Source organism: Lutimaribacter degradans (assembly GCF_023703375.1).
GTDB lineage: Bacteria > Pseudomonadota > Alphaproteobacteria > Rhodobacterales > Rhodobacteraceae > Lutimaribacter > Lutimaribacter degradans.
This window is the reverse complement of the sequence record NZ_JAMQGO010000001.1, coordinates 219,466-240,679: the sequence shown is the minus strand read 5'-3', so window position 1 is coordinate 240,679 and position 21,214 is coordinate 219,466. Positions and strand designations below refer to the sequence as shown.

The following is a 21,214-nucleotide window of genomic DNA, read 5'->3' as shown; positions in this document are numbered from 1 at the left end:
ACGAAGGGATCAGAAATGTCCGAGCAAACGATGGAACGCGAAACACGGCCCGCAGTCTTGCATGGCTGGCGTGGAAAGTGCCCGCGTTGCGGCAATGGCCCGCTGATGAAAGGCTACCTGAGCGTCCGCCAGAGCTGCCCGGTGTGCAAGCAGGAGTTTTACCACCACCGCGCCGATGACGGCCCGGCCTACCTGACTATCCTTCTGGTGGGGCACCTGATGGCGCCGCTGCTTCACATCGTCTTCGTACAGTTCCGACCCGAACCGCTGGTGCTTTTCACCATATTCGCTATTGGCTGCGTCGGATTGTCCCTCTACCTTCTCCCCAGACTGAAAGGGGCAATGATCGGGTTCCAGTGGGCCCGTTACATGCACGGGTTTGCCGAACCTGGCTGATACCGCGCCCCTAAATGGGGAACGCTATGACACTCGACAAATCCGCCATTCGAAACGCCGCCACGGTCATCGTGCTGAGAAACCGGTTCGAAGATCCGCATGTGCTGATGGGACAGCGCGGGTCAACGGCGGCCTTCATGCCCAACAAGTTCGTCTTTCCCGGCGGGGCGGTTGACCCCGACGATGCCGTCATTCCGCTGGCCAGCCCGGTGCCCGAGGTTTGCCGGGCCCGGCTGGCCGAGGATGCCGACAGTTCGCTGATCCACGCGATGTCGGCCGCCGCCATACGCGAGCTGTGGGAAGAAACGGGCTTGGTGCTGGGCCGGCCCGGCGACTGGACGGGCGATGTTCCCGGTGATTGGAAAACATTTGCCGCGACGGGCCACGTGCCGGCGGCGCATCCGCTGCAATTCGTGTTTCGCGCCATCACCCCGCCGGGGCGGCCACGCCGGTTCGATGCGCGGTTCTTCCTCGTCGATGCCGACGAGGTGGCCAGCGATCTTGATGATTTCTCGGCCGCATGTGACGAGCTATCACACCTGCAATGGATCGCCCTGCCCAAGGTGCGCGAGTTCGACCTGCCCTTTATCACCGAGGTGGTCTTGGCCGAGGTCGCGGCCCGCGCCCATGACCGGGAGCCCCCAAAAAGCGTGCCATTCTTCCGCAATAACGAGGAAGAAAGCCTGTTCTTGCGCCTGGGCGGGGTTGGCCCGATGACCGGGCGCAAGCACGGCTGACAGGGTCGGTGCGCGGCGATCAGGCCGCGCGCAAGCGACACCACAGATCGACCCCGGCCTTGACGGTCCGCGGGCCGGCCTGGCGATGCGCGCACCGGCTGTCGTGCCGGTGCCGCGCCCGCCACCCTGCACGTGTCAGGCCACTTTGCACAGCGTGTGGATCACCTTGATCTCGTCGCCGAAGTCATCATTTCCGGGCAAGTAGGCACGCGGCTCGCTAACATGCGCGACCTGCCAGAGCCCCTCGTCCTCCAGCCGTTTCAGCATGTCGGGAAAGCGTCGTGTCGCCCACAGGTCGTCGCGCTGGGTAAAGGCAATGGCGCCGCCGCCGCACACGATGCGGCACAGGTCGCGCATCAACGGCTCTGCCGCGTCGACATAGGTCAGCACGCCGACCGAGACCGCCGCATCGACCGCGTCATCACCAAAGGGCAAGGGCAGTTGTTGCAGATCGTGCTGCACCAGCTCGGCATAACTGCCGCGCTGCACGGCCACGGCAAGCGAGCGCCCCGATATGTCGACGCCATCCAGCACGTAATCGCCACGCGCGCGCAGCGCGTCGCCCATCAACCCGGTCCCGCATCCGACATCGAGGATGCGCGCGCCCTCGGGCAGGTGCGGCACAAGCAGGTCGCAGGCGTCTTGCGGTGCGCGATAATTCCAATCGCTCAGCGTCGAATCATAGTTCTCCGCCCAGTCGTCATAATACGCCTGCACGGCCTGCGCATCCGTGCTGCCCTCGCGCAGTGATTGAAATCTTTCATCCGGTGAATCGGCATCGGCCGGCATGGTTGCCTCCTTTACGGTTGGTGTTCGGGGTTCGCGCCAGTGGTAAAGCCTGCCGGCCGCAGGTGCAAATTCGCGCCTTCAGACTAGCAGGATAAGGGCCAGAACGCTGATCGTAAGCAGCGCGATTCCCCCCAGTTCCTTAAGCGTGGGTCGTTCGCCGAAAAACAGCACCGAGGCGAAAAGCGAAAATATCAGTTCCACCTGCCCGACGGCGTTGACATAGGCCGCGTTTTGCATGGTGAAGGCGGTGAACCAGCACAGGCTGCCCGCCATGGATGTCAGCCCGATCCATTTGGCGCCGCGATGCGCGGCCAGAACATGGCCCACCTGCCCCGGTTCGCGCCAAAGCAGCCAAGCCCCCAGCGCCAGCATCTGCGCGGTCGCGACAGCGGCCAGCGTGACCAGCGCGCGCAGGCCCGGATCATCGCTGGCAATTTCCAGCGACGCGCCCCGATAGGTCACCCCCGACACCGCGAACAGGATGCCCGACAGCAGGCCCAGCCCCGCCGCCGGGTTCATCACCCGGCGCCGCCAGTTTCCGTCGATCTCGGGCATGTCCGACAACAAGAGCACGCCGCCAAGGCCCAGCAGGATCGCGATCAGGGCGCCGGGGCTGACGCCCTCGCCCAGCACAACCAGCCCCACCAACGCGGTCTGCACGACCTCGGTTTTCTTGAAGGTGATGCCTACCGCGAAATTGCGCCGCTTGAACAGCAGCACCACGCATACCGTGGCCAGTATCTGCGCCAGCCCGCCTATCATCGCATAGGCCCAGAACGCCCCCGAAAGCCCGGGCATCGCATGCGACGTGGCCCAAAGGTAGACAGGCAGCAGCACCAGCACCAGCGGCGCGGAAAAGACGAACCGCGCAAAGGTGGCGCCCGCCGCGGACAAGGCGACAGTCGAAAGCTGTTTTTGCAGCATGAAACGCACGGTTTGAAATGCCGCGGCGCAGAACGTGATCCCGACCCATGTTTCCATGCGGCCCTTCTGCCCCGGATTTACCGGGCGCGCCAGATCGGATGCGGCACCGGGTCTTTCGCCCGCAGGAAATACTGCCGAAAAATCTCTCGGTAGGAGCGGTAAACATAGGCGTCGTTGCGGCGGCGGTAATGGTCGCGATGGCGGGCATAAAGCGCGGGCAGCTTGTACCAGGCCACGCGGGGATGCATGTGATGCACCACGTGCAAGTTGTTGTTGAGGAATATCAGCGCCAACGGCCCGCGATCCTCGATGATCACGGTACGGGCGCGGGCGCGCTCATGCGCCCGGTGTTCCAGAAATGTGCGGATCTTCAGCACCGACAATGCCGCGTAGCTGGCCAGCAGATAGGCCCAGAACGGCATCTGGCCCACCGCCAGCAGCCACCACAGCACCACGCCTACCGCCGGCACGTGCCACATCCAGGCGCGCAGAACGCCGGGCGCGCCAGCCATTACCAGGCGCCAATCCCCCGCCATGAACGCCACCTGCCCGATCGCGGGGCCCAGCAACATCCGCCCCAAAAGCGTGTTGTTTGCGATCAAAAGCGCCTGTTGCCACCGTGGCAGCCGCGCCCATTTGCGCGGATCGAGGTAATTCGTTTCCGGGTCGTCATAGGGGTCGGTCAGGATTTCGTCATGGTGATGCGCAAGGTGGGTGTCGCGAAACCGCCCATAGGGAACCAGCAGTGCCAAGGCGGGAAACACCAGCGCCTCGTTCAGCCACCTGCTGCGAAACGGGTGGCCGTGCAGGGCCTCGTGGCACAGCGACGAATGCAACGCCACCGCCAAGGTCACCAGCGCCATGCCCGCGGGCAGCCACCATGCGGCTGCCCAGGTCGTGCCCAGCCCCCACAGCGTGTAGGCCCCCGCCAAAAGCGCCAGCGTCGGCCACTCTACCCTGTCCTTGTTGCGCAAACCGGCACTCTCGTCTTGCGATACGTCAACCTGCCCCGTCACCACGGGTGTGTCCCGTACTGCCATTCTGCCTCCGATTTCGGTGTTGTTCGTGCTTGTTACGCGCCAGGCCAGCGGTAGAACATTCAGAATATGATTAACAAAAATCCCCGATGGTGATAACAATCATCAAATGATACAAAACATCGACAAGCGTCGCCGTGCTACACAGTTCCGCAACCGCCTGGACCAGGCGATGAAGGCTGCGGGCCTGTCACAAAGCGCGTTGGCGCGCACCATCGGGGTTGACCGGTCAACGATCTCGCAATTGCTGAAGGATGATGGCGCACGGCTGCCCAATGCACAGGTGGTGGGCGAATGCGCCGCGTGCCTGGGGATTTCGGCCGATTGGCTGTTGTCCCTGTCGGACCGGCCCGAAAGCGCGGCAGACCTGTTGGCCAGTTCGCTGACCCTGACCGAGGCGGCGCGCGCGCCGGTCGACCAGCAGATATTCGACTGGCACCAAGAGGCTGCAGGATACAAGATCCGCCACGTGCCGGCCGGCCTGCCCGACATGCTGAAAACGCCCGAGATGATGGAATGGGAATACGCGCCCCACCTTGGCCGCACCGCCAGTCAGGCCATCGGCGCATCGCAGGACCGGCTGGAATGGATGCACAGCGCGCCCTCCGATTACGAAATCGCGGTGCCTGTGTTCGAACTGGTCAGCTTTGCCTCGGCCACCGGGTATTACGAAGGGCTGCCCGCCGCGACCCGGCACGCGCAGATAGATCGTTTCCTCGAACTGCACGCGGCGTTTTATCCCCGGTTGCGCCTGTATGTCTTTGATGCGCGGCGGCTTTACTCGGCACCGCTGACGGTTTTCGGCCCCCTGCTGGCGGTGCTCTATGTCGGCCAGACCTATATGGCGTTCCGCGACTCGAACCGGGTCCAGGCCTTTGGCGCGCATTTCGACCACCTGGTGCGCGAGGCCCAGGTGGGCGCGCGCGATGCGGCGGCCTATATCGAAACGCTGCGTGCGCGCATTGACTGAGCGTTGCCCGCCCTGTCAGCCCGCCGTCTTGAGCCGCGCCATGTCATAGCCCTGCCACGCCATGATCTTGCGCGCGGCGGCGATCCTATCGGCCCCGCCCGTCGGCGCACGATCAAGCACCAGCGCGGTTTTCCCGTCCGGGCTGCCAAGCGCAGCGGTACGGTTGTCAGCGTCCAGCCAAAGCACCCACAGAACACGGCCCGACAATGGCCCACGCGTGACCTTGAACCGGCCCGGACCTGCGGCTTGCAGCGCGTCAAGCCGCAGGCGGTCGCCTGCCACCACGGGCCCCAGCACAGGGCCCACACGGACATGCCAGTCGCCCGAAAGCCGGGCCGCCGTTACATCGACCTGGCTGGAAATAGGTGCCGCGGCATCGCGATAGATCGCCGGGCCGGTGGGCGCCCCGCTCGGCCCGCAGGCGGCAAGCAAGGCCAGGGCCAGGGCAGCGGTGCGATACATCAAAACGGCATGGGGTGCGCGCGGTGCACATCGTCGATGGATTGGCGCAGATCGTCGTCCAGCCTCACATCCGCCGCGGCAAGCGCATGATCGAGCTGCGCCAGCGTGGTCGCGCCAAAGATCACCGAGGTCATGAAGGGCCGCCCCGCCGCCCAGGCCAGCGCCATGTGAACCGGATCAATCCCATGTTCACGCGCCAGTTCAAGATAGGCTTGGACAGCATTGAAAACGCGCTCAGATTTCCGCCCGCCCATTTCAGGATTCAACGACATGCGCGAGGCATCGGGCACGTCACCGCCCTGGTATTTTCCGGTCAGGAAGCCCGCGCCAAGCGGTGAAAAGGCCAGCAAGCCGACATCTTCGTTCACGGCCACCTCGGCCAGGTCGGTGTCGAACAACCGGCAAAGCAGCGAATATTCGTTCTGGATACTGGCCGGGCGCGGCCCGCCCAGCCTGTCGGCCACGTCGCACCACCTGGTCGTGCCCCAGGCGGATTCGTTCGACAGGCCGAAATGGCGGATGTTGCCCTTCTCCACCTGCCGCGACAGCGCCTCCATGCAATCTTCCATATGGGTGATCGTGGCGGCGCGGTCCTGGCCCGAGGGGTCGTAGCTCCAGTTGCGGCGGAACTGGTAACTGCCGCGGTTGGGCCAATGGAACTGGTAGAGGTCGATCACCCCGGTCTTGAGCCGCCGCAACGATCCTTCGACCGAGGCGGCGATGGTGTCCGACGAAATCAGCGGCGTGCCACCGGGCCGGATGGCCGAGCCCTCGCCCGGGTGCTTGGTGGCCAGCACGATATCACCGCGCCGCCCCGGATTGGCCGCGATCCAGTCGCCTATGATTTCCTCGGTCAGGCCAACGGTTTCGGGCGAGACAGGGTTGACCGGGTACATCTCGGCCGTGTCGACGAAATTGATGCCCGCCTCAAGCGCGCGGTCGATCTGGGCATGGGCCTCGGGTTCGGGCGTCTGGGTGCCGAATGTCATGGTGCCCAAGCACAATTCGCTGACCATCAGGCCTGTACGGCCCAGCGGGTTCTTCTTCATCTGTCACGCGCCTTTCGCTGCTTTGTTTCCGTGTTCGCGGCCACACTAACCGCGCCAGCCGGAAATGCCAGCCGGATGGTGGCCGGGCTTGAGAACATTTGACGAACATCTATACTCTGCCGCATGAATGCACTCACGTTGCCCCGCCACCCCCGGCACGGCCCCAAGGCCGTGGCACCCGTGCCCGACATGGCACTGGCGCGCGGTCGCGTGCACGAACTGTGCGGCCCGGCGCGGCGCAGCGCGGCCTTGTGGTTGGCAGGCGCCATGACGGGGCCGGTGCTTTGGATCACGCCCGCGCGCAACGGTGACCGGCTGTCGCCCTGCGGCATGGCCGGCTGGGCCGATCCGGGGCGGTTCCTGTTTGCCGACCCGCGCCGCGACGAGGATGTGCTGTGGTGCATGGAAGAGGCGCTGCGCAGTACCGTGGTGCCGCTGGTGGTGGCCGATTTGCCACGCCCACCCGGCCTGACGCCGGTACGACGGCTGCACCTTGCCGCCGAAACAGCCGGGATGGCGCCGCTGGGCCTGATCCTGACGCCGGGCGATGGTGGCGCACCCGGGGTGGAAAGCCGCTGGCACATGGCCCCGGCGCACGGGGCGGATGGCCCTGCCTGGCGTCTGGAGCGCCGCCGCGCCCGCACCCTGCCACCCAAGGCGTGGCAAATGCGATGCCAGGACGGGCGGCTGAGCGCCGGTCCGGCCGCACCGCCCCAGGGATAGGCCCGGCCCGGCGCGGGTGAAAAACGACACGTGCTGTCGACAAGCGGCTTGCGCCCCGGGCCGGTCCTGCGATGGTGGGCGCTATTATGCGCTTGCTGATCACCTTCGCCGCCCTGTTCCTGTCCGTCATCCTGCTGCAGCTGTCCACCGGCGGCGTGGGGCCGCTGGATGCTTTGTCGGGGCTGGCGCTGGATTTTAGCACGGCACAAATCGGCCTTTTGGGCTCGGCCCATTTCCTGGGATTCTTCATCGGATGCTGGTGGGCGCCACGGCTGATGGGCTCGGTGGGCCACAGCCGCGCCTTTGCCGCTTTTACCGCAACGGGCGCAATTGGCCTTCTGGCGCATATGCTGGTGATCGACCCGCTGGCCTGGGCCATTATGCGCGTGGCGTCGGGGCTGTGCGTGGCCGGGTGTTACACGGTGATCGAGGCATGGCTGCAAGCCAAGGTTACCAACGAATCGCGCGGCCGTACGATGGGTGTTTACCGGGTGGCCGACATGGGCGCATCGCTGATGGCGCAAATGGTGATATCGGTGCTGGAGCCAGCCAGCTACGTGTCCTACAACCTGCTGGCGCTGCTGTGCTGTGCGGCGCTGTTGCCCATCACCTTGACGCGCGTGTCACAGCCCGAAACGCCCGCCGCACCGCGGCTGCGCCCGATGCTGGCGGTCACGCGCTCGCCGCTGGCCGCGGCCGGCGTGATTGTCGCCGCGCTATCAAGCGCGTCGTTTCGCATGGTGGGGCCGGTTTACGGCACAGGTGTGGGGCTGGCGACCGACCAGATCGCCTATTTCCTGGCCGCCTTCGTGGCGGGCGGGGCGTTGGCGCAATACCCGGTGGGGTGGCTGGCAGACAAGTATGACAGGCGCTGGGTGCTGATCTGGCTGTCCGTCGCGGCGATCGGGAGTTGCCTTCTGACCGCGCTGATGCGCGATTTGACCACGACACAGATATTGCTGACCGCCGGGCTGTTCGGTTTGACGACCTTTCCGATCTATTCGGTCGCCGCCGCACATGCCCATGATTTTGCCGACAGTTCCGAGCGGGTGGAGTTGTCGGCCGCGCTGATGTTCCATTTCGCACTTGGGGCCATCGCCGCACCGCTTGTCGCCTCGTGGCTGATCGCGGGTTTCGGCCCGCCCGCCATGTTCGCGATGATCGCCGTGGGCCACGCGGTGCTGGTGGTATTCGGGCTGATCCGCATGCGGGCGAGGCCCGGGGTCGAACGGCGCACACGGTACGTTTACGCGCCGCGCACGTCCTTCCTGATCGGGCGGCTGACAGGGCGCGACCGGGAAAACCGCTAAGATCGGTGCGCCACTGGCCCCCGACGGCAAGCTGCGCTAAAGGGGGCCGGACGCAGAACAAGGGCACGCATATGGCACGGCATCTGATCACCTCGGCGATTCCCTACATCAACGGGATCAAGCACCTGGGCAACCTTGTGGGCAGTCAACTGCCCGCCGATCTTTTCGCACGCTACCAGCGCGAACGGGGGCACGAGGTGCTGTTCCTGTGCGCCACCGACGAACATGGCACGCCCGCCGAACTTGCCGCCGCCAAGGCCGGCAAACCCGTGGCCGAGTATTGCACCGAAATGCACGAGGTTCAGGCGCGCATCGCAGACGGGTTCGGCCTGTCCTTTGATCATTTCGGCCGCTCGTCGAGCCCCGAGAACCACAAGCTGACCCAGCATTTCGCCAAGGTGCTGGACGAGGCCGGACTGATCCGCGAGGTCAGCGAAACGCAGATGTATTCAAAGGCGGATGGCCGCTTTCTGCCCGATCGTTATATCGAGGGCACCTGCCCCAATTGCGGCTTCGAAAGCGCGCGCGGCGACCAGTGCGACAACTGCACCAAGCAGCTCGATCCGGTGGAGTTGATCAACCCGCGATCCACGATCAGCGGCTCGACCGACCTCGAGATGCGCGAGACCAAGCACCTGTACCTGCGTCAATCCGCGATGAAGGACGAGTTGGAAAAATGGATCGACACCCGCGAAGGCTGGCCCGTTCTGACGACCTCGATCGCAAAGAAATGGCTCAATGACGGGGACGGGCTGCAGGATCGTGGCATCACGCGTGACCTTGATTGGGGCATTCCCGTGCAGCGCGGGGATGAGCCCTGGCCCGGCATGGAGGGCAAGGTTTTCTATGTCTGGTTCGACGCGCCCATCGAGTATATCGCCTGCGCGCAGGAATGGGTGAACGCGGGCAAGGGCGATGACTGGGCGCGCTGGTGGCGCACCGACAAGGGCGCGGATGACGTGAGCTATACCCAGTTCATGGGCAAGGATAACGTGCCGTTCCACACCCTGTCTTTCCCCGCCACGATCCTTGGCTCGGGTGAGCCGTGGAAGCTGGTCGATTACATCAAGAGCTTCAACTACCTCAATTACGATGGCGGCCAGTTCTCAACCTCGCGGGGGCGCGGCGTGTTCATGGATCAGGCGCTGTCCATCCTGCCCGCAGATTACTGGCGCTGGTGGCTGCTTAGCCACGCGCCCGAAACCTCGGATGCCGAATTCACCTGGGAAAATTTCCAGTTGAACGTCAACAAGGACCTGGCCGACGTGCTGGGCAATTTCGTCAGCCGCGTGACCAAGTTCTGCCGCAGCAAGTTCGGCGAGACGGTGCCCGAAGGCGGCGCCTGGGGGCCGCAGGAACAGGCCGTGATCGAAGAGCTGTCGCGCCGGGTGCGCAGCTACGAAGGCCACATGGACGCTATCGAGGTGCGCAAATCGGCCGCCGAACTGCGCGCGATCTGGGTGGCGGGCAACGAATACCTGCAAGAGGCCGCGCCCTGGGCCACCTTCAAGGAAAACCCCGAGCGGGCGGCAGCACAGATCCGCTTCGCGCTGAACCTGATTCCGCTTTACGCAACGCTGTCGGCGCCCTTCATCCCCTTCACCGCGCAAAAGATGCTTGACGCGATGGGTGTCGCGGGGCAATGGCCCGGCGACGTGGCGCAGGCCCTGGAACGGATGCCCGCAGGCCACGGGTTTGCCGTGCCCGACAACCTGTTTGCCAAGATTTCCGATGACCAGCGCGAGGATTGGCATTCCCGCTTTGCCGGGGTGCGCGACTGACCCGCGTCAGCCCCGCCAGAAGGTGCTGGTGAAAAGCACGTATACAACCACCAGCTCCAGCCGGCCAAGCAGCATGCCGAAGATCATGATATACTTGGCGCTGTCGGGAAAGGCGCTCAGCGCGCCGCTGTCGCCCACCAACTCGCCAAAGGCAGGGCCGACGTTGAAAATGGCCGTCCAGGCACCTGTTGTGGCCTCCATGAAGGGAAGGCCGGTCAGCGCAAGCGCCACGGACATGAGGCCGAGCGTCAGGATGAACATGGTGAACATCAGCATGACCGACTCGATCACGTCCTGCTCGATCGGGCGACCCGCCAGCCGCGGAGAGACAATGCGATTGGGGCTGCCGATCAGGCGCAGCTGGGCTGCCAGCGCCTTGAACAGGATGAGATAGCGGAAAACCTTGATCGAGCAACCCGTTGACCCGGTGCAGCCGCCAATCGCCCCCACGGCCAACAGAACGACCAGCGGCGCCGCGCCCCATAGCGTGACATCGCCGTCGCCATAGCCAGTGCCGGAAAAGATCGACACCACGTTAAAGGCAACGTGGCGGAACATGTCCTCGTCGAGAGGGTCGCCCATGATGACACGCATCGCGAAGATCAGAAAGATCGCGGCGGCAATCGCAAGGGCATAAGCCTGCACCTGGAAGTCGAACAAGAGCGGGCGAAACTTGCCCGACCCGATCAGCATCAACCGCACGAACGGTACCGATGCCAGGAACATGAACAGGATACAGGCGTATTGCAGCGGGGCCGAAAAGCCGCTGAACGAGGCATCAGAGGTGGAAAACCCGCCGGTGGAAACCGATGTCAGCGCGTGAACAGTGGCCACGAACGGATCCATCCCCAGCACGATATAAGTCAGCACGCAGGCCAGGGTCAGCACGATATAGGTGGCAAGAAGCGCCTTAGAAATGTCGATGGCGCGCGGCATTACCTTGCCTAGCGTATCAAAACTTTCGGATCGGAAGAACTGCATGCCGCCCACGCGCATGATGGGCAGGAACAGCATGGCCACGATGACGATCCCCAGCCCGCCAAGCCATTGCAGGATGCCGCGCCAAAGCAACAGCCCCTTGGGCAGGTCATCGAGCCCCGCGAACACGGTGGCCCCGGTGGTTGTCATGCCCGACATTGCCTCGAACAAGGCATCGACGAACCGGGCCTGGGTCGCTCCCATCATGAAGGGAATCGCGGCAAAGGCGGGCAGCGCCACCCATGTTCCCACAGTCAGCAGGAACCCTTGCCTGATGGTGATTTCCCGCCCCCGGCTGTTCTGGCAGGCCAGCGCCACGAGGCTGCCGGTCAGAAAGGTCAGAACAGCGCTTTCAAAGAATACGGGCCAATGTTCGCGCCCTTCCGCGAGGTCCACCAGCATGGGCGGAACCATCAGCAGGCCAAGCACGGCCACAAGCAAGCCGATCACGTATCCGACGGGGCGCGGGTCCAACATGGATCGAAGGCTTGGCCGCGTGGATGCGCGCTGTCAAGCGCCGCCGCGCCGCACCCCCGTAACGTGATGCAGGGCGCGGCCAGGCGCGAGGGAACGACGCCCGGCCATGCCTTGCGCCTCAGACGTAGTAGAGGTCGCGGAAGACGTAATGCGCGATACGGTCACGGCGCAGGCCCATCTCGGCCAGTTCGGCGTCGGTCTTGGCCGACAGGGCCTCGATCTCGGCGCGGCGCGTCTTGGTATCGGCGTAGTTTTCCATCCAGTTCAAAAGCGCGGCGCCCAGGGCGGCCAGCGGGTTACGGATGGTCGAGGTTTTGGTGTTGTTGGTGCTGATAGTTGCCATTTTTCGGAACCTTTCGTCTTAACGTCGTTTTCGGTTCCTCCCTGCGACAACAAATAGGTCACAGCATCTGACCTTACCAGTCGCAAGACCGAATAGCCGGCTTGCAACTGGCGCAACCCCCGGTCACGCGTCGAACCGCCCGCTCGGCATCTGCGGCGGCGCCGAGGGTGCGCGGCGGCGCCTTTGCGTGCCAGGGGCCGGGCTCTCAGGGCCTGCGGCGGGGCTGCGCTTTGCCGTCTTGGGTTTCGTCGCCCTTTTCCGGGTCTTCGCGGCCTTGGACCGGGAGGCGGGAGTGGCGACGACCTTTTCAACCTTTTTCAGGTCATGCGGAGCCAGCGGATGGGCCTGAAGCATCGCCATCCACATGGCGTGGGTCATGCGCAGCTGGGTTTCCATCGCCGTCGCGGTGACGTGATAGGCATACCAGCTGAAACGAACAGGCAGGGGTATCGACACCATGGGTACGCTCCTTGGTCAGTGCATCTGGGCGCGGATGATCATGGCAAAGCGTAACCGCAAGACATGACAGGCGCGCGACAGATCAAAAGATGCCATGCCCAACATGAAAACGGGCCGCCGCACATACGCGACGGCCCTTCAACTGGCCAGTTTGCCCCGGTTTTCAGCGCCAAGCGCCAAGTGCGCACAAGAAAGCGGCAGTTTTACCCGACGTGGAACAGCGACGCGAACAGCCGTGGGTCAATGCTTTCGGCTTCGAACGTGGCGCCTTCGGTGAGCACGCTGACTGCATCGTGGCTGTGCAGGCTTTCCTGGTGGCTGGCAATCACGCGGAAATCGCCCACGCGGTCATCACGCTTCAATTGTTCGCAAAACAGCCGCGTGGCATCCTCGACAAATATGGGGTTCGCGGCGTTCAGCTCGGCAAAGGCCTGCTCGTCCTCGCGCTTGACCATCACTTGTGTTTCGGTCGGCACGGCCTCGCGTGCCATGTCGATCAGGTCTTCGAACCACAGGCAATCGCCCTGTGCCACCTCGACCGACAGGCGCGCCACCGATCGCTGCGAATGCGGCGTCGCAAGCTGGCCCCGCGCCATGCGGGCATGTTCCGACAGTTCCAGCGAGCACGGGCAGGTCGAGCTGTAGACATAATCGAGGTGAACGATCTTCTTGCGCACACCGTTCTGTTCGACCAGTTCCAACGCGATGTCGTAGTATTGATAGCCCGACAGGCCCGAGCGCAGCGATGGCACGCGCACCGGGTAAGACAGGCGCATCTGGATACGCGCGTCGAAACTTTCCAGATCGGTTTTGTAATCGTCCAGCGCGGCCTCGATCACCTCGAACGAAAAGATCTTTTCGGCGTGCTTGTAAAATGACCGCATGATCCGGGACATGTTGATGCCCTTCTTGTCGGCCTCAAGGCTGACCGTTCCGGTCACGCTGGTTTCCAGCGTCAGGTCACCATTGTCACGGGTATGATACTGGATCGGCAGGCGGAAATTGCTGATGCCGACATGCTGGATTTGCTGTTTCGCGCCGCGGATCAGGCTGGAAGGGCCGTTTTGCAGATCGGGCAGCGTGGCCTTGTAAGCGGCATCGACCGCGAACCCCTCGGGATAGTCGCGGCTGAGAGTCGGATAGGCGCCGTCGCCCCCGCCCGGCAAAAGCCGCGCGATGGCCGGGTCGAGATCGGCAATTTCCTCGGGCTTGGCGACCTTGGCCCATTGGCGCAGGCGTGCCAGCGCCTCGCGTGCGTCCTCGCGATCCGGCTGGCGGTCAATCTCTGGCGTGTGAATGTTCATAAGGCGGCCCCTTCGCTCCTGCTCGCATGGATAACTTAGGGGCAACCCCCGCATATTTCCAATTACGAAAGGTATTACGCGGGAAACGACCCGCCGGATCACAAGCCGCAGACGCGCTCACACCGCGTCGAGCGCCTGTTTCATATCAGCCAGAAGATCGTCTTGATCCTCAAGCCCGCACGACACGCGCACCAGGCCGGGCGTTATGCCCAGCTGCGTTTTCTGCGCCTCGGGCAAGCGTTGATGCGTCGTGGTGGCGGGATGGGTGACGATGGATTTCGCATCGCCCAGGTTGTTGGATATCACGAAAACGTGAAGCGCATTCAGAAAGCGGAACGCGGCCGCCTGCCCGCCTTTCAGGTCGACCGACAGAACCGTGCCGCCAGCCCCCATTTGCGCCTGCGTAAGCGCGTGCTGCGCGTGGTTGGCAAGGCCGGGATAGATCACCCGCGCCAGCGCCGGGTGGCCCTGCAACGCCTCGGCCAGCGCGTGGGCCGTGGCGGTCTGTGCCCGCACGCGCAAGTCGATGGTTTCAAGGCCCTTCAGCATCACCCAGGCAGTAAAGGGCGACATCGCCCCGCCAGTGTGCTTCATGTAGGGTTCCACGGTTTTGCGGATGAACGCCTCGCTGCCCAGGATCACACCGCCCAGGGTGCGCCCCTGCCCGTCGATATGCTTGGTCGCGGAATAGACGACAACATCCGCCCCCTGCTCCAGCGCGCGGGAATAGACCGGCGTGGCAAACACGTTGTCCACGATCACGGTGGCACCGGCCGCATGGGCGATTTCCGATACCGCCGCGATGTCGATGACTTCGAGCGTTGGGTTTGAAATCGATTCGAAGAAACAGACCCTGGTTTCCGCGCGCATGGCAGCGCGCCATGCATCCAGGTCGGTGCCGTCAACAAAGGTGACCTCGACGCCAAAGCGCGGCAGGATCTCTTCGAGGACATACAGGCACGAGCCGAACAGCGCCCGCGCCGCCACCACGTGATCGCCGGCGCGCAACATGGCCATAAGCGCGCCGTTCACAGCCGCCATGCCGCTGGCCGTGGCAAAGGCATCCTCGGCCTCCTCCAGCGCGGCAATCCGCTCTTCGAACATGGCCACGGTGGGGTTGCCGTACCGGGCGTAGATGAACTCATCGGGGCCCGATTGCAAAAACCGCGCCTCGGCCTGCTCGGCGCTGTCGTAGACAAAGCCCTGGGTCAGGAAAATTGCCTCGGACACTTCGCCCCATTGGCTGCGGCGTGTGCCGCCATGCACCAGCTTGGTGCGGGGTTTCCAGTCATTCTTCATCACGCAGTCCTCCGGGCCCTGTCGCAGCCCATGAAAAAACCCCCGGTCGCGGTCAAGCGAAAGGGGGCCCTTTGCGTCTGACCTTTTAGCGGGATGTTTTACGTGGCCCGCAATCCGGTAACAAATCGCCACGCGGCATCGTGTACGCCGCGCATCGGCAGGCGTCAACCGCCAGGCCTGCCCGCCCCGGGAAACGGGCAAGACGTGCGGCCCGCGCCAATGGCATCACTCGGCGCCGTCATCGTCCTGCTCGCCGTACTTGCGAAAAATGTCGCCCTGGAAGATGAAGAACAGGAAAACCGCCGCCGTCAGGCCGAAAGTCTTGAACCAGACCCAGCTTTCGGTGCTCATCGTGCGCCAAATCACCTCGTTCAGGACGGCAAGGCCAAAGAAGAAAAAGCACAGGCGGCGGGTCAGCTTCATCCAGCCTTCCTGCGCCAGCGGCATCATCTCGTCCATGACATGTTGCAGGTAGCTTTGGCCGCGCACCAGGCCGAAGCCAAGGATCCCCGCGAAGATCAGGTAGATCATCGTGGGCTTCATCTTGAAGAAGCGGTCGTCGTTCAGCCAGACCGACAGCCCGCCGAACACCACGACCAGAACCAGCGTCACCACCTGCATCTTTGACAGCTTGCCGGTCAGTTTCCACAAGAGCCCGGTGGTCACGATCATTAGCGGGATGAACCCGGCAGTGACCAGGATGAACCCGCTGTAATCGCGCCCGGCGATGGTAAACACGTTGTCCTTGATCAGCAGGTAGACCACGAAAAAGACCAGTATCGGCCCCAGTTCCAGCGCCGATTTGAGCATCGGGTTGATTTCACGCGCAGCCATCTGGCCCCCTTTTGGTCATCCGCCCAGTTCTACTATCACGGCACCCGCCGCAATCAACGTCATCAGCGCAATCCTGCGCGGACCGACGGTTTCCTTCAATACCAGCCAACCGATAAGCGCGGCAAACACCGTCGATGTTTCGCGCAGCACCGCCGCCTCGCCCACCTTGTCCAGCCGCGTGGCCATCATCACCGACCCGAACGACCCGAAGGCGATCAGCGCGCCCGCCACGCCACGCAGGGCCAGCGGCGCCAGGACGGGCCGCACCGCCATTGACCGCAACCGCGTCGCCGCCAGCACCGGCATCACCCAGCCATCTATGAAGAAAAACCAGAATATGAAGGTAAAAGGGTTGGCCGTGGCGCGAATACCATAGGCATCATAGGTGGTGTAAAGCGCCACGAACAGCCCGGTCAGCACCGCCAATACCAGTGCCGGCACCAGCGTGTCGCGCGCATCCACCAGGTAGCGCAGGTTATAGATGGCCAGCCCGTAGATCCCGGCCAGCAGCACGCCCACACCGGCCCATTGCATGGGTGTGAACCGTTCGCCGAACAGGAAATAGGCCCCGATCACTGTGAAAAGCGGCCCGGTGCCGCGCACGACGGGGTAGACCACCGTAAAGGCACCCCGCGAATAGGCCATCGCTTGCAATAGCTTGTAGGCGGTGTGGATAAGGAAGACGCCCACGAAGATGGGCCACATATGTGGCTCGGGCCAGGGCACCACAAACAGCGCAACGGGCGCGGCGATCAAGCCATACGACAGGTCGGTCGCACCGCGGGTGATCCAAGGATCGTGCCGCCCCTTTTGCAAAGCCCCGAACGCGGCATGAAGAAAGGCCGCTGTCAGCGCCAGGATCATGGCCAGCCGATGCCCGGCCTCGGTGCCCTCGATCCCGGCCAGCCACTCGGTCATGCACGCGGCCGTCGTTGACCCAGCGCCGCCATGTGACGCCCCTCGCCCGCCGCGGCGCGCGTGATGTCGATCAGCCGCCCGTCATGGCCACGCACCACCTCTCCGCCTTCGGCGTCGGCGGCGTATTCGGCAATCAGCTCCTGTTCCAGCGTTTCGATGAAGAACGGCTGGCGGAAATCGGGCGAGAATGCCAGGTCGATCACCCGCGGCAGATCGTCGGTATGCGCATCCCAGATAACCCGCCCGAAACCCACGGCGCGGGCGCCCTCAAGCATGACGCATTCGCCCAGCAGATGGCGTTCCTCGGGCCAGCCTTCATCCAGAAGCGGCTCCAGCCGGTCAGCCTCGAGCAAGGCCCAGATGCCTTCGGGCTCGACCGTGATTTCGGTCGTGCGGCGGATTTCCAGAATCGCGGTCGCTGCGGGCAAGGCGGGCCTCCTTTGTGGGGTTCGGTGTGCGCGACTCAGGGTCACGCGAACAGGGGCCAGACAAACACCCGTTGACAGGGCAAGGTCAAGATGGCGTGGGATATTGCGCTGAAGCATGAAAACCGAACCGGCTTTCATCGCGATTTCTTTTTCAAGAAATCGGGCTCAGCGCTCCAGCCCTGTCAGCGCCGCGGCGAACTCCTCGGGGTCGAAAGGGGCCAGGTCGTCGATCTGTTCGCCCACGCCGATGGCGTGGATGGGCAGGCCGAACTTGTCGGCCAGCGCCACCAGCACACCGCCCTTTGCCGTGCCGTCAAGCTTGGTCATCACCAACCCCGAGACATCCGCCAATTCGCGGAAGGTCTGCACCTGGCTCAGCGCGTTCTGGCCGGTCGTGGCATCCAGCACCAAAAGCGTGTTGTGCGGCGCCTCCGGGTCTTTCTTGCGGATGACGCGCACGATCTTGGCCAGTTCCTCCATCAGATCCTTGCGGTTCTGCAAGCGCCCGGCCGTGTCGATCAGCAAAAGGTCGGCGCCCTCGGCCTCGGCCTTTGTCATGGCGTCGAAGGCCAGGCTGGCCGGGTCCGAGCCTTCGGGCGCGGTCAGCACCGGCACACCGGCGCGCTCACCCCAAATCTGAAGCTGTTCGACCGCCGCGGCGCGAAACGTGTCGCCCGCCGCGATCACGACCTGTTTTCCCGCCGCCTTGAACTGGCTGGCCAGCTTGCCGATCGTCGTCGTCTTGCCCGATCCGTTGACCCCCACGACCAACACCACCTGCGGCTTCCTGGGATAAAGCGGCATCGGGCGCGCCACGGGTTCAAGCACGCGGGCGATTTCCTGTGACAGGATTTCCTTGATCTCCTGCGTAGACAGGCGCTTGCCAAAACGCCCCTCGGCCATGTTGGCGGTGACGCGCAGGGCGGTATCCACCCCCATGTCCGAGGCTATAAGCAGCTCTTCGAGCTGTTCCAGCATTTCGTCATCCAGCGCACGCCGCATCACCTCGCGCGGTTGCACGCCGCCGCCCCGGCCCAGAAGGCGGCCAAGAATGCCCGGGCGGGCCGGTGCCGCGCCCGCGTCGGGCAACGTGGCGGGTATGGCGGCCTGCACCCTCTCCTGTACGGCCTCGCCCGGCCTGTCCGAGGGCGGCGGCACCTCTTGCGGGGGCGAGGCCGGCGGGGTTTCAGGCGCGGGCATCGGCGCCTCGGTCGGGGTTGGCTGCGGCGCAACGGGGTCGGGCGCCGGGATCTCGGGGTAGTCCGGCTGCGGCGCTGGGTCAGGTTGTGGCGCCTCTTGCGGGGCCTCACCGGGTTGATCCTGCGGCGGCTCGGGAATTTCCGGGGGCAGGTCGGGCGCGGGCGTCTCGGGCGGTGGCGCGGGGGGCGTTTCCGGCGCGGGGTCGGGCTGAGGTTCCGGGTCGGGCTGCGGCGCGGGCTCCGGCTCGGCGTCGGGCGCGTGGCCCTGCGCTTCGCGCTCGACCGTGCCGCCGTCCGAAACGATGGCATCCAGACCCTCCTCAAGTTTCTTCGAGGATTTGAAAAGACGGTTCTTGAGTTTCCCGAATAGCGACATCTGCGGCAATCCTGTCAGTTTGCCCAGACCTAGACCGTCGGTCGGTCGTTTGAAAGCCCTCAGGGTGCAAAAGCTATCGCCAGCAGCGCCTGTGCCGCAACATACATCCCCCATATCGCGAAAGGCGCCACCCGCGACGGTGCGCCGCCCAGCAGTCCGAACAGCCGCAGCGACAGGACAAGGTCGGAGGCAACAAAGGCCAACGCCCCCGCGATCAACAAGACCTGCCCGGTCAGCGCCGCGACGATTCCCATCGCCACGATCACCCCAACGTAGCCTCGCACCGGCCAACGCAACGCCCCGGTGTATGGCACCAGCCACCACTCGGTGGACACCAGCAGAATCAGCAGCGCCAGCGGGATCGCCAGGGTGGGTTCCAACGGACCCTGGCCCACCATCGCCCCAATATAAAGCAGGTGCCCCAGGGCAAAAGCGCCGATACCCGCCAACAGCGGTCCCTGCCCGGGCCGCGACAGCAGAAAGTCGCCCAGAACGCAGGCAGCCAGGCCCGCCACGAAAATCGTTGGCCATCCCATCACCGCAAGGGCCAGCGCGGGCAGCCCCAGACTGCCGGTCTTGACCAGCGTCTTGGGCCAACTGTCGCCATCCCAACAAAACCGTAGCAGAAAGACCGCCGCCAAAATCCCCCCGGCAAGGATCAAGCCCATTTTCGCCCTCCGTTCCCTGCCCGGAGCGTGACGCCCGGCGCCGCGGGCCGCAAGCGCGACATGACGGCAACAGACCGCGCACACGCGCCCGTGACTGGCGCGGGGGGCGCATTTGCGGCACTCTGCCCGTCATGAGACATCTGCTATTCGCCCTTTTGCTCTGGCCCGCGGTCGCGCAGGCGCAATCGGCCCTGTCGGCACAGGAGTTCGACGCCCTGACACAGGGCAAGACCTTTACCTACGCCGAGAATGGCGAAGCTTACGGTGCCGAGGAATACCTGCCCGACCGCCGCGTGCGCTGGTCGTTTCTCGATGGCAAGTGCAAGGAAGGTCGCTGGTGGGAGGAGAACGGCCAGATCTGTTTCATCTACGAGGACAACCCCATGCCGCAATGCTGGACATTCTTCGACGGCGCGCGCGGCCTGACCGCGCGGTTCGAGAACGATCCGGCCGCCACCGAGCTTTATGCCGTCGATCGCAGCGACGAACCGTTGATGTGCCTCGGCCCCGAGATCGGCGTCTGAGGGCGCCTGATTTATAGGCCGCGTGACGCCGCACGTTATTTCGGGGCCGACCTGACGAGCTGGTGCTATGCCCGACTGGCCTGCGGCCGGTTCCCCCGCGGTCTGCCTTGCAAGGCGACGCGAACACGCGGGGCCGGCAGCTATGGTGCGCCAGCGGGGCCTGCGTTAAGTATGCGACAGGTTTTGAACTTGGACGCATATGATCTTTTTCGACATAGCCACATTGTTGCCTGTCGTGCTGCTTTTCGCGGGCGCCATCCTGGGTGGTGGCTGGGTATGGGGCGCGGTTTTGTGGATAACCGTGCTGACCTGGGCGCTCGACCACCTGGTTCGGCGCGCGGCGGTGGTGCGGGGGGTGACCTCGGAATTTCCCACCGGCACCGGGCTGGCCGTCGGGCTGGGCGTTTTGCATTTCCCCTTGATGGCGGTGGCGGTGTGGGCGGTTGGCGGCGCCTCGGGGCACGATCTGCTGCATCGGCTGGGCTTGCTGGTGGCGTTCGGCCTGTTCTTTGGCCAGGTTGGCCACCCCAACGCGCATGAGTTGATCCACAAATCCACGCGCTGGCAGCAATGGCTTGGGCGCGCGATCTATGTCGTGCTGCTGATGGGGCATCACGCCTCGTCGCATCTGCGGGTGCATCACATCCATGTTGGCACCGCGCGCGATCCGGCCTCGGCGCCCGCCGGGCTGGGGTTCTGGCGTTACGCGATGCGGGCCTGGCCAGGGTCGTTCCTGGCGGGGCTTCACGCGGAAAACGCGCTGCGCGCCCGCGCAGCGACACCACCGCCCGCCTGGTCAAATCCCTACGCAGGGTACCTTGGCGGGGCGGCCCTGTGCCTGGGAGCCGCGGTCTGGATCGGCGGATTGACAGGCATGCTGGCCTATCTGGGTATCGCGGCCTATGCGCAATTGCAGATCCTGTTGTCGGATTACCTGCAGCACTACGGCCTGCGCCGCCGCGTCGACGCAAACGGCCGCCCCGAACCAGTAGGGCCCCGACACAGCTGGAACGGGCCACAGTTCTGGTCATCGGCCATGATGCTGAACGCGCCGCGCCATTCGCACCACCACACGCACCCCGGCGTGGCCTTTCCCGCGCTTGATCTTACCGACCAGATGCCCACCCTGCCGCGCGCCGTGCCGGTAATGGCGGTTGTGGCCCTTGTCCCCCCGCTGTGGAAGCGCATGATGGCGCGACACGTGGCCCGCTGGGCAAACGACAAATGAA

At 64.5% G+C, this 21,214-nt stretch carries 23 protein-coding genes and 1 riboswitch; of the genes, 8 read left to right on the top strand and 15 right to left on the bottom strand.

Translation table 11 applies throughout. The features are described 5' to 3' along the window. The first annotated feature begins 15 nt into the window (after nt 1–15). A complete protein-coding gene (locus M8744_RS01200; RefSeq protein WP_251408142.1) occupies nt 16–396 on the top strand; it encodes a DUF983 domain-containing protein in 381 nt (126 codons plus the stop codon). 26 nt (nt 397–422) lie between these two features. Continuing rightward, the gene (locus tag M8744_RS01195; protein WP_251408139.1) at nt 423–1,133 is read left to right on the top strand and encodes an NUDIX hydrolase; all 711 of its coding nucleotides are present in this window, start codon (nt 423–425) and stop codon (nt 1,131–1,133) included. 135 nt (nt 1,134–1,268) lie between these two features. Here the strand turns inward: M8744_RS01195 and M8744_RS01190 are convergent, their stop codons facing one another. From M8744_RS01190 to M8744_RS01180, 3 genes are all read right to left on the bottom strand, one after another. Beyond that, nucleotides 1,269–1,922 carry a class I SAM-dependent DNA methyltransferase gene (locus tag M8744_RS01190; protein ID WP_251408136.1) on the bottom strand — a complete coding sequence of 218 codons (654 nt, stop codon included), beginning with the start codon at nt 1,920–1,922 and terminating at the stop codon, nt 1,269–1,271. 78 nt (nt 1,923–2,000) lie between these two features. Continuing rightward, entirely contained in the window at nt 2,001–2,903 is a 903-nt protein-coding gene (locus M8744_RS01185) for an EamA family transporter (protein WP_251408133.1), read from the bottom strand. 20 nt (nt 2,904–2,923) lie between these two features. Further along, nucleotides 2,924–3,886, bottom strand: coding sequence for a fatty acid desaturase (locus M8744_RS01180; RefSeq protein WP_251408130.1), 963 nt, complete (start codon nt 3,884–3,886; stop codon nt 2,924–2,926). A gap of 106 nt (nt 3,887–3,992) precedes the next feature. Between M8744_RS01180 and M8744_RS01175 the strand changes: the two genes are divergently transcribed. Continuing rightward, nucleotides 3,993–4,853 carry a helix-turn-helix domain-containing protein gene (locus M8744_RS01175; RefSeq protein ID WP_251408127.1) on the top strand — a complete coding sequence of 287 codons (861 nt, stop codon included), beginning with the start codon at nt 3,993–3,995 and terminating at the stop codon, nt 4,851–4,853. Between the two features lie 15 nt (nt 4,854–4,868). Here M8744_RS01175 and M8744_RS01170 read toward each other — a convergent pair whose 3' ends face one another. Together M8744_RS01170 and M8744_RS01165 are read right to left on the bottom strand one after the other, a co-directional pair. Next, nucleotides 4,869–5,315: a lipocalin family protein gene (locus M8744_RS01170; RefSeq protein WP_251408124.1), complete on the bottom strand. Its 447-nt coding sequence runs from the start codon at nt 5,313–5,315 to the stop codon at nt 4,869–4,871. After that, nucleotides 5,315–6,364, bottom strand: a complete 1,050-nt coding sequence (locus tag M8744_RS01165) for an aldo/keto reductase (protein ID WP_251408121.1) — start codon at nt 6,362–6,364, stop codon at nt 5,315–5,317. The genes M8744_RS01170 and M8744_RS01165 overlap by 1 nt, the downstream gene beginning before the upstream one ends. A gap of 123 nt (nt 6,365–6,487) precedes the next feature. Between M8744_RS01165 and M8744_RS01160 the strand changes: the two genes are divergently transcribed. The 3 genes from M8744_RS01160 to metG all read left to right on the top strand — a co-directional run bounded on the left by M8744_RS01160 (nt 6,488) and on the right by metG (nt 10,178). After that, entirely contained in the window at nt 6,488–7,087 is a 600-nt protein-coding gene (locus M8744_RS01160; RefSeq protein ID WP_251408118.1) for an ImuA family protein, read from the top strand. Nucleotides 7,088–7,173: 86 nt separating this feature from the next. Then, nucleotides 7,174–8,397 carry an MFS transporter gene (locus M8744_RS01155; RefSeq protein ID WP_251409989.1) on the top strand — a complete coding sequence of 408 codons (1,224 nt, stop codon included), beginning with the start codon at nt 7,174–7,176 and terminating at the stop codon, nt 8,395–8,397. Between the two features lie 71 nt (nt 8,398–8,468). After that, complete coding sequence (gene metG, locus M8744_RS01150; protein WP_251408115.1) at nt 8,469–10,178, top strand: methionine--tRNA ligase; 1,710 nt, start codon at nt 8,469–8,471, stop codon at nt 10,176–10,178. 6 nt (nt 10,179–10,184) lie between these two features. Here the strand turns inward: metG and M8744_RS01145 are convergent, their stop codons facing one another. From M8744_RS01145 to M8744_RS01100, 10 genes are all read right to left on the bottom strand, one after another. Beyond that, complete coding sequence (locus M8744_RS01145; protein ID WP_251408113.1) at nt 10,185–11,633, bottom strand: TrkH family potassium uptake protein; 1,449 nt, start codon at nt 11,631–11,633, stop codon at nt 10,185–10,187. A gap of 118 nt (nt 11,634–11,751) precedes the next feature. Then, complete coding sequence (locus M8744_RS01140; RefSeq protein ID WP_251408110.1) at nt 11,752–11,976, bottom strand: hypothetical protein; 225 nt, start codon at nt 11,974–11,976, stop codon at nt 11,752–11,754. 123 nt (nt 11,977–12,099) lie between these two features. Beyond that, the gene (locus M8744_RS01135; protein ID WP_251408107.1) at nt 12,100–12,435 is read right to left on the bottom strand and encodes a hypothetical protein; all 336 of its coding nucleotides are present in this window, start codon (nt 12,433–12,435) and stop codon (nt 12,100–12,102) included. Nucleotides 12,436–12,638: 203 nt separating this feature from the next. Further along, entirely contained in the window at nt 12,639–13,739 is a 1,101-nt protein-coding gene (folE2, locus tag M8744_RS01130) for a GTP cyclohydrolase FolE2 (protein WP_251408104.1), read from the bottom strand. Between the two features lie 117 nt (nt 13,740–13,856). Then, complete coding sequence (gene metZ, locus M8744_RS01125) at nt 13,857–15,038, bottom strand: O-succinylhomoserine sulfhydrylase (RefSeq protein WP_251409986.1); 1,182 nt, start codon at nt 15,036–15,038, stop codon at nt 13,857–13,859. A gap of 65 nt (nt 15,039–15,103) precedes the next feature. Then, a riboswitch (SAM riboswitch) is annotated at nt 15,104–15,180 on the bottom strand. An 83-nt stretch (nt 15,181–15,263) separates the two neighbouring features. Then, nucleotides 15,264–15,872, bottom strand: coding sequence for an inner membrane-spanning protein YciB (locus M8744_RS01120; RefSeq protein ID WP_251408101.1), 609 nt, complete (start codon nt 15,870–15,872; stop codon nt 15,264–15,266). A gap of 15 nt (nt 15,873–15,887) precedes the next feature. Further along, nucleotides 15,888–16,790, bottom strand: coding sequence for an EamA family transporter (locus M8744_RS01115; RefSeq protein WP_251408098.1), 903 nt, complete (start codon nt 16,788–16,790; stop codon nt 15,888–15,890). Next, complete coding sequence (locus tag M8744_RS01110) at nt 16,787–17,218, bottom strand: hypothetical protein (RefSeq protein WP_251408095.1); 432 nt, start codon at nt 17,216–17,218, stop codon at nt 16,787–16,789. Before M8744_RS01110 ends, M8744_RS01115 begins: the two co-directional genes overlap by 4 nt. 165 nt (nt 17,219–17,383) lie before the next feature. Next, nucleotides 17,384–18,793, bottom strand: coding sequence for a signal recognition particle-docking protein FtsY (gene ftsY, locus M8744_RS01105; RefSeq protein ID WP_251408092.1), 1,410 nt, complete (start codon nt 18,791–18,793; stop codon nt 17,384–17,386). A 59-nt stretch (nt 18,794–18,852) separates the two neighbouring features. Next, nucleotides 18,853–19,461: a lysoplasmalogenase family protein gene (locus M8744_RS01100; RefSeq protein WP_251408089.1), complete on the bottom strand. Its 609-nt coding sequence runs from the start codon at nt 19,459–19,461 to the stop codon at nt 18,853–18,855. A gap of 131 nt (nt 19,462–19,592) precedes the next feature. On the opposite strand from M8744_RS01100, the gene M8744_RS01095 reads away from it, so the two are divergent. Together M8744_RS01095 and M8744_RS01090 are read left to right on the top strand one after the other, a co-directional pair. Next, a complete protein-coding gene (locus M8744_RS01095; RefSeq protein WP_251408086.1) occupies nt 19,593–19,985 on the top strand; it encodes a hypothetical protein in 393 nt (130 codons plus the stop codon). A 199-nt stretch (nt 19,986–20,184) separates the two neighbouring features. Further along, nucleotides 20,185–21,213: an alkane 1-monooxygenase gene (locus M8744_RS01090; RefSeq protein WP_251408083.1), complete on the top strand. Its 1,029-nt coding sequence runs from the start codon at nt 20,185–20,187 to the stop codon at nt 21,211–21,213. Nucleotide 21,214: the final 1 nt, after the last annotated feature.

Excerpts from the sequence above, each read along its gene's own strand:
- M8744_RS01180 (WP_251408130.1), bottom strand. The coding sequence starts at position 3,886 with ATGGCAGTACGGGACACACCCGTGGTGACGGGGCAGGTTGACGTATCG.
- M8744_RS01175 (WP_251408127.1), top strand. The coding sequence starts at position 3,993 with ATGATACAAAACATCGACAAGCGTCGCCGTGCTACACAGTTCCGCAAC.
- M8744_RS01170 (WP_251408124.1), bottom strand. The coding sequence starts at position 5,315 with ATGTATCGCACCGCTGCCCTGGCCCTGGCCTTGCTTGCCGCCTGCGGG.
- M8744_RS01190 (WP_251408136.1), bottom strand. The coding sequence starts at position 1,922 with ATGCCGGCCGATGCCGATTCACCGGATGAAAGATTTCAATCACTGCGC.
- metZ (WP_251409986.1), bottom strand. The coding sequence starts at position 15,038 with ATGAAGAATGACTGGAAACCCCGCACCAAGCTGGTGCATGGCGGCACA.
- M8744_RS01100 (WP_251408089.1), bottom strand. The coding sequence starts at position 19,461 with ATGGGCTTGATCCTTGCCGGGGGGATTTTGGCGGCGGTCTTTCTGCTA.
- M8744_RS01140 (WP_251408110.1), bottom strand. The coding sequence starts at position 11,976 with ATGGCAACTATCAGCACCAACAACACCAAAACCTCGACCATCCGTAAC.
- M8744_RS01135 (WP_251408107.1), bottom strand. The coding sequence starts at position 12,435 with ATGGTGTCGATACCCCTGCCTGTTCGTTTCAGCTGGTATGCCTATCAC.
- ftsY (WP_251408092.1), bottom strand. The coding sequence starts at position 18,793 with ATGTCGCTATTCGGGAAACTCAAGAACCGTCTTTTCAAATCCTCGAAG.
- M8744_RS01160 (WP_251408118.1), top strand. The coding sequence starts at position 6,488 with ATGAATGCACTCACGTTGCCCCGCCACCCCCGGCACGGCCCCAAGGCC.
- M8744_RS01095 (WP_251408086.1), top strand. The coding sequence starts at position 19,593 with ATGAGACATCTGCTATTCGCCCTTTTGCTCTGGCCCGCGGTCGCGCAG.
- M8744_RS01165 (WP_251408121.1), bottom strand. The coding sequence starts at position 6,364 with ATGAAGAAGAACCCGCTGGGCCGTACAGGCCTGATGGTCAGCGAATTG.
- M8744_RS01145 (WP_251408113.1), bottom strand. The coding sequence starts at position 11,633 with ATGTTGGACCCGCGCCCCGTCGGATACGTGATCGGCTTGCTTGTGGCC.
- M8744_RS01195 (WP_251408139.1), top strand. The coding sequence starts at position 423 with ATGACACTCGACAAATCCGCCATTCGAAACGCCGCCACGGTCATCGTG.
- M8744_RS01115 (WP_251408098.1), bottom strand. The coding sequence starts at position 16,790 with ATGACCGAGTGGCTGGCCGGGATCGAGGGCACCGAGGCCGGGCATCGG.
- M8744_RS01155 (WP_251409989.1), top strand. The coding sequence starts at position 7,174 with ATGCGCTTGCTGATCACCTTCGCCGCCCTGTTCCTGTCCGTCATCCTG.
- M8744_RS01090 (WP_251408083.1), top strand. The coding sequence starts at position 20,185 with ATGATCTTTTTCGACATAGCCACATTGTTGCCTGTCGTGCTGCTTTTC.
- folE2 (WP_251408104.1), bottom strand. The coding sequence starts at position 13,739 with ATGAACATTCACACGCCAGAGATTGACCGCCAGCCGGATCGCGAGGAC.
- M8744_RS01185 (WP_251408133.1), bottom strand. The coding sequence starts at position 2,903 with ATGGAAACATGGGTCGGGATCACGTTCTGCGCCGCGGCATTTCAAACC.
- M8744_RS01120 (WP_251408101.1), bottom strand. The coding sequence starts at position 15,872 with ATGGCTGCGCGTGAAATCAACCCGATGCTCAAATCGGCGCTGGAACTG.
- M8744_RS01200 (WP_251408142.1), top strand. The coding sequence starts at position 16 with ATGTCCGAGCAAACGATGGAACGCGAAACACGGCCCGCAGTCTTGCAT.
- metG (WP_251408115.1), top strand. The coding sequence starts at position 8,469 with ATGGCACGGCATCTGATCACCTCGGCGATTCCCTACATCAACGGGATC.